This is a genomic window from [Clostridium] ultunense DSM 10521 (assembly GCF_000511955.1).
In the GTDB taxonomy this organism is placed as follows: domain Bacteria; phylum Bacillota; class Clostridia; order Tissierellales; family Tepidimicrobiaceae; genus Schnuerera; species Schnuerera ultunensis.
Genome location: NZ_AZSU01000002.1, coordinates 246,440 through 252,727, shown reverse-complemented (window position 1 = coordinate 252,727; position 6,288 = coordinate 246,440). Strand labels below are relative to the sequence as shown.

The 6,288-nt window shown below is 33.1% G+C and carries 6 protein-coding genes; 3 read left to right on the top strand and 3 right to left on the bottom strand.

Annotated elements, in window-relative coordinates; all coding sequences use genetic code 11:
* Positions 1-190 precede the first annotated feature (190 nt).
* The gene (locus CUL_RS0104035; protein ID WP_025640467.1) at positions 191-457 is read right to left on the bottom strand and encodes a transposase; all 267 of its coding nucleotides are present in this window, start codon (positions 455-457) and stop codon (positions 191-193) included.
* 64 nt (positions 458-521) lie between these two features.
* On the opposite strand from CUL_RS0104035, the gene CUL_RS16615 reads away from it, so the two are divergent.
* From CUL_RS16615 to CUL_RS0104020, 3 genes are all read left to right on the top strand, one after another.
* Positions 522-1,394: an ISL3 family transposase gene (locus CUL_RS16615; protein WP_201767858.1), complete on the top strand. Its 873-nt coding sequence runs from the start codon at positions 522-524 to the stop codon at positions 1,392-1,394.
* A gap of 431 nt (positions 1,395-1,825) precedes the next feature.
* On the top strand, positions 1,826-2,032 hold the full coding sequence (locus tag CUL_RS0104025) for a hypothetical protein (RefSeq protein ID WP_025640573.1): 207 nt from the start codon (positions 1,826-1,828) through the stop codon (positions 2,030-2,032).
* Positions 2,022-2,363, top strand: a complete 342-nt coding sequence (locus CUL_RS0104020; protein ID WP_025640572.1) for a hypothetical protein — start codon at positions 2,022-2,024, stop codon at positions 2,361-2,363. The genes CUL_RS0104025 and CUL_RS0104020 overlap by 11 nt, the downstream gene beginning before the upstream one ends.
* 135 nt (positions 2,364-2,498) lie before the next feature.
* Here the strand turns inward: CUL_RS0104020 and CUL_RS0104015 are convergent, their stop codons facing one another.
* Positions 2,499-5,600 (bottom strand): hypothetical protein, encoded by a 3,102-nt coding sequence (locus CUL_RS0104015; RefSeq protein ID WP_025640571.1) that lies wholly within the window; start codon positions 5,598-5,600, stop codon positions 2,499-2,501.
* Positions 5,601-5,822: 222 nt separating this feature from the next.
* A partial coding sequence (locus tag CUL_RS0104010) for a S41 family peptidase (protein ID WP_236616428.1) occupies positions 5,823-6,288 on the bottom strand: 466 nt, incomplete at its 5' end.

Below are 6,288 nucleotides of genomic sequence, written 5' to 3'. Positions count from 1 at the left end.
TTGTTACTATTATTATAGATTGTTAGAATATCTTCTCTAAGCTTCTTATTAAGAGTTTTCCACTTGTTTCCAGGCTTTTCCTTATGCTTATCATAATAGGTGCTTCTAGGATATTTTAGCACCTTGCACATAGTATCTATGCTGTGTTCCTTAGAATTAGCTTTTATTATTTCAAATATAATATCAGGATTTATTTGGTTGCGAATATGGCCATAGCTTTTTTTAATATATCATTTTCTTCCTTAAGTCTTGCATTTTCCTTCTTGATTTTTAGAATTTCTTCAAGATTTGTGGTATCTCCCTTTACATCTATCGGTGTTTTCTTCTTTACCCAATTACGTATTGCTGTTTGGCTTAGGCCATATTCGTCTGCTACTTCCCTAACTGTTTTTCCTGATAATACTAACTCTGCAATCATTATTTTGAATTCATCTGTATAAGTTTTTCTTTTAGACATTTTATGGACACTTCCTTCCTCATTTAGTAGTATATAAAAAACCTTATTTAGTGTCCATACTTATATACTAACATCAATTTGCCAAGAGCTTACCAAGCTAACTAGTCTAACTTCTGTAGCTAAAGTGGCCAACGTCTCTGTTTCTACTGTTATTCGTATCTTTAATCATGTTAATTATGGTACTCCTACACTACCTAAGGTTCTATGTATTGATGAGTTTAAGGGGAATGCAGAGACTGGAAAGTATCAGTGTATTCTTGTTGATGGGGAAAACAATAAGGTTTTAGATATTATTCCTGACAGGTGTCAAAGTGATCTTGTAAGCTACTTTAGGCAATTTTCTCGTAAGGAAAGGAATAAGGTGAAGTTCTTTGTATGCGACATGTGGCAGCCTTACGTTGATTTAGCTAAAGTATTTTTCCCTAATGCTATAATTGTTATCGATAAATACCACTTTATTAGGCATGTAACTTGGGCTATTGAAAATGTCAGGAAACGCATACAAAAATCTATGACTGCTACTCTTAGAAAATACTATAAACGGAGCAGAAAGCTAATTTTAACGCGATATCATAAGCTTAAGGATGAGAATAAAGAAGCCGTTGATTTAATGCTTTTATATAATGATGACCTACGTATTGCCCATAAACTTAAAGAATGGTTTTATGAAATCTGTCAAAGCGATAAATATTCCTACCAATGTAGGGAATTAGCTAAGTGGATTCAAAATGCAGAAAGCTCTGGAATACCAGAGTTTGAAAAATGTGCAGCTACATATAGAAGATGGCATAAGGAAATTAAAAATGCCTTTAAATATGGTTATACTAATGGTCCAACTGAAGGTTTCAACAATAAAATCAAAGTATTAAAACGAATATCCTTTGGACTTAAAAACTTTTATAGATTTCGTAATAGAATACTTCACTGTACAAGCTAAACTTCTAAAAGTGAATACCTGTAAGAAGCCTACATTTTAGCTAGGTTTATTTAAGTGTGCCCAAAATACATGTAATTCTATCCATCTCAATCATAACACAAAAATAAGGGTAAAAATAGTAATGGAGCGGGATTTAAGAAAATCCCACCCCAAATATTGACAAAGAGCCTGTAAAACAAAAAAAGAACTCCAAAGATATTTCTATCCTTGAAGTTCTTTAATTTTTTAGTTCAGTCTACGCTTTAGTCTGCGAAGGTACCTGGTACCCTAGCAAAGGAGCTGGCGACTGAGCTGTTTAGGATTTCTCCTTTGGGGTCCTTCTTTATCTCGTTAGCAAGTTTCGACAAAAGTCGGGTGGTACCCGGTACCTTTGCGAGGGGGAGGGTTGCTCCCCTGAGCTTGCTCAATACTGGAATTATATCATTGCTACAGTGTATTATTTTAAAAGAGATTTAGAGCTTTATACAGCTTTAGATGGTAGTAAAGCAATTAGAGATGAAGGTTCTCTTATTGTATTTGCAGCAAATGCTATGTCTGCAGATATTATATTGAATCATCAAAATTTACTTATGGAGTGTATTAAAGAATATGGACAAACTATTATAACGAATGTGGGGTGCTATTATTATGATTTATGATGATGGAGTTAAAATGGATGATGAAATGAGAGTTGAAATTTGTCCTAGATGTGGAAATGAAGTAATGTTTACCCATTCAGAGTATTGTAAAATATGTGGTCTTAGCCTTTATAACTATTGTCTTGGAGAAACTATAAGCGATCCTAGTGGAAGTTATCCAGATAGAATTGAATACCATAAAAATGATAGTGATGCTAGGTATTGTGAAAAATGTGGACAGCCTACTAATTACTTTGAAGAGGGTTTACTAAAGAGCTGGGAAGATGCCAAAAATTTAATTGAGTTAAATGAAGCTGAAGCAGCCGAGGACAATTTTGAAATACCATTTTAAAGGATTATGCTAAATATAGCATAGTCCTTTTTCTTTGCAATAAAAAAAGAACCTCACAAGTATTTCTACCTGTGAGGCCCTTCTGTGCAAGTTTCGACAAAAGTCGGGTGGTACCCGGTACCTTTGCGGAGCTTATTAGTTTGCTGTTATTATACCTGTTGACACTCCATCTACTGTAACTATAACACCATCTGTAGTCGCTGTAAAAGCTTCATTAACCACTATAGTGTAAGTTCCATTAGGATTTTCTGTAACTGTATTTATTGTTAATACATTTTCTGTAGCTGTTGCAACAGGACCTGAAGTAATTGTGAAATCTGCAGCCTTTAAGCCTACTATTGCATTAGTTGATGATGTATTATCTTTTACATCTACTACTATTGTTTTAGTTGCTGCTGTTGCTGAAGTTCCTGATACTGTTCCTACTTTTTGTACGTCTAAGATATAGCTATATGTTACTTTATCACCATTCTCAGCTGTTACTGCTACTGTTAATACACTACCATTTAATTCTGCTGTGAATTTAGCATTAGTTCCATCTGGTACTATTGTTATATCTGGTGTTGCAATTGTATCTTCTTCATTCGCTGGGAATGTTAATTCAGATACTTTTGTACCATATGGTAATACTGTTGTTGATCCAGCTGTTAAACTAGTTGCACCAAATTTAACTGTAGCTGTAGAAACAGTGTCTAGTACATTAACTTTTAGAGTGCTTGTTTCTACTACTTTAGTACCATCTAATACTTTTACTACTATTTCATATTTAGCACTTGCAGTGTTAGTTATTGTTACGTTGGTTGTAGCAGTTCCAGTAAAGTCATCTGATGCTATAGGTTCAGTAGTAGTTCCAACAAAAGCACCATCTTTATATGTTTCTACTACTAATTGCTTACCATTATAACCTTTAATTTTTGCTTTTATAGGTCCAACTGCAACACCTTTATTAACTGTAACAGTATCTTCTTTAATAGCTGTTGTATTATTAATATAAGTTATAGCTGGATCTTTTTCAGGGTCTACTACTACCTCTTTTTCAACCATTTTGCCAGTTTCTAAATTATAGATTACACTATCTGCTAATTTAACACCATCTTTATCTCTTATAGCTGCTAATACTTCTAAATATTTATATCCTGCATCTTCAAATTCTGGCAATACTAATGTTACAGTTTTACCGTCTCTTTCAACGATGATTTGACCATCTAAATCACTAATATCACTTGGTTTACCAGTTGCGCTCTTTCTAAATAGATAGTTTGTTTCGTCTTCTGCTCTAACTCTATCTACTGGTCTGTTGAAATAAATAGATATTTCTGTCTCGTCTTTGTTTCCAGATATTCTTATAGTATCATCTGCTTTAAATACTGCAGCTTTTTTAATATCAAATTCATAATAATCTCTATACATTCTATTTCTAGAATAGTCCTCAAAGTTAACTATTTCTAGGATGTAATCAAAATCTTTATCTTTGTTGTTTAATGTTAAGCCTTCTAATTCAACAACAATTACATCATGCAATTCTTTACCATCTTCTGTATCATATTTAGCTGATACAACTTTACCTAATACAGAAATATTTCCCTTTAATACTTCTCTTTCATATAGAGTAAAGTGTTTGTCTACATCAAAGCTTCCATCTTTATTAAAGAATCCTGTAACTGGTTTGTCAAATTCTAATGTTATTGTAGCTGAGGATTTTCCTTCGCCATCTTTTACATCACGAACAATACTTGTATCGATTATTTCTGGTTCTATATCATCTTTTACTTCTCTAGCTTCTATTGTTACTTTTTCCATTTCAACTTTAGAGTGGTTTTGTACCCCTTCTATAGTTACTTCTGTTCTTCTTGGTAGAACATCTTTAAATATATATTGAGCCTTGTTTGTATCTATTTTTCTACCATAATCAACATCATCTGCTTGTATTGTGTATATATCATGTCTTCCAGATCTATAGTAAACATTTCCTACATCTCTTCTGTTTTGATATCCTTTTACTGAATTTTCATATATATCTTTGTCAAATGTAACTTCTACTATATTACCTTTAACTACTACATCTACTACTTCTGGTGCTACATTGTCTTTAACTATTTCTATGTCAAAGTCTTCTAATGCTGCTTTGTATCCTGCAAAGTCTTCTAATTCTTTTACAGTTAATGTTTTAGCATCATCTGAAAAAGCTTTGCCATGATATGGTGTTAAGATTATTTCTCTACCATATTGTTCTACTTCCATTGCAACATTTTTGCCATCGATTAAAAAGTTTCTTTCTCTTGGGAATTTTACTGGCTCTGAAGTAATTAATTTGATACCATATTCACCAAGAACTTCTACATCTTCAACCCTTGGACTTGCATTGTCATAAGCTTTGAATTTATATTTGCTATTGATAGCTTTATCTATGTTTCTTATTGATAATTCATATTCTCTTCCTTTAACTAAAGCTTTGTCTAACAGTAATATTACATTGTTTCCATCAACTGTTACTTTTTCAACGTTGTATTTGTCTATTCTGTAGTTATCTTTGTCTGCTAATTTATCTTTGTCTGCTAATTTAGCGTTTGTTAGCTCAACTACAACTTCTTTTAAGTTTTCAGTATCTTTAACTGTAGCTTTTAATTCACCTGGTTCTGGCAATGTAATTCCTAAGAATTCAGCTAATGTTTTGTCGCTGTCTTTCATAGTAACGCCAAGAGCGTTATATGTCATTTGAGCAACTTCTTTTCTTAGGATTTCTTCTCTTCTTTCAGCTTTTACATCTTCTAATAAGCCTAATTCTTTAGCTGTGTCCCATGCTTTTTCCCATTCATCAGCTTTGTCTTCGTTTACATAGCCTAAAGCTCTTAATAGAACAAGTGCATATTCTACAGCTTCTAAGTTGTCTTCATATCCAAAACTTCCGTCTGGTTTACCTGTAAAGTAACCATTGTCTTCTGCCCAGCCTAAGAATGCATTGTAATATGGATTTCCTGCTAGGTCGTTAAATGTTGGTAGACCTTCTTTTTCAAAAGCTTCTGCCTCATCTTCAGCTTTTAATAGTCTAGCCAATAATACTACTGCGTCTTTTCTTAAAAGTGGCTCATCTAACATTAGATCGCCTTTAGTGTTACCTTTAAGAATGCCTTCTTTTTCTAGGAATGCTGGTACATCAAAGTCATCATCTGCAAATGCAAATGAGAATGTTCCTAGAATCATTACTACTGCTAATAGTAGTGATAGCTTTCTCTTCATTTTTCAAAGACCTCCTTTAAATTTATTAAAATTTTGTCTTTATAGTTGCAAATGTATGTATTATTTGCAGTCTATAAAGTATTATAGCATTAACATGTTATCTGGTCAACAGGTTAAATGCTAATGTAATCTAATTGTAATATTGGCGAGAGAACTTTCTCTCGACCTGTTATCATTATACACTAGAAAAGGGTGGATTACTATTACAATTGTGTTACAAATTTATATTTCTGATAGAATTTCTATTGCTTTTTGTAGTTGTTTATCTGTATCTCCATCTTTATTCTTTACCATTATATCTGGTTGGATTCCCTTGTTGTGTATGTTTCTTCTATTTGGTGTTTGGTATTCTGCTATGGTTAGTTTCATGCCGTCACCTTTGACTAAAGGAATTATCTGTTGGACCGTTCCTTTGCCATAGGTGGGAACCCCTAGGATTGTCCCAACTTTTGTGTCTTGGACTGCTCCTGCGAATATTTCTGAAGCAGAAGCTGAGTTTTCATTTACTAGGACTACTAGCTTATATTTAGGTTTCTTCAGTTTTGAGTAATAGGTTTGTTCCACGTCTTCTCTATATTTTATATGGACTATGGGTCCTTCTGGGATGAATAGATTTAGTATATTGACTACTTCTCCCAAAAGTCCACCTGGGTTGTCCCTTAGATCTATTATTATACTGGAAATATTT

What these genes read in the sequence shown, in the direction of transcription:
- CUL_RS0104035 (WP_025640467.1), bottom strand. Translation starts at nt 457, where the DNA reads ATGTCTAAAAGAAAAACTTATACAGATGAATTCAAAATAATGATTGCA.
- CUL_RS0104020 (WP_025640572.1), top strand. Translation starts at nt 2,022, where the DNA reads ATGATTTATGATGATGGAGTTAAAATGGATGATGAAATGAGAGTTGAA.
- CUL_RS0104015 (WP_025640571.1), bottom strand. Translation starts at nt 5,600, where the DNA reads ATGAAGAGAAAGCTATCACTACTATTAGCAGTAGTAATGATTCTAGGA.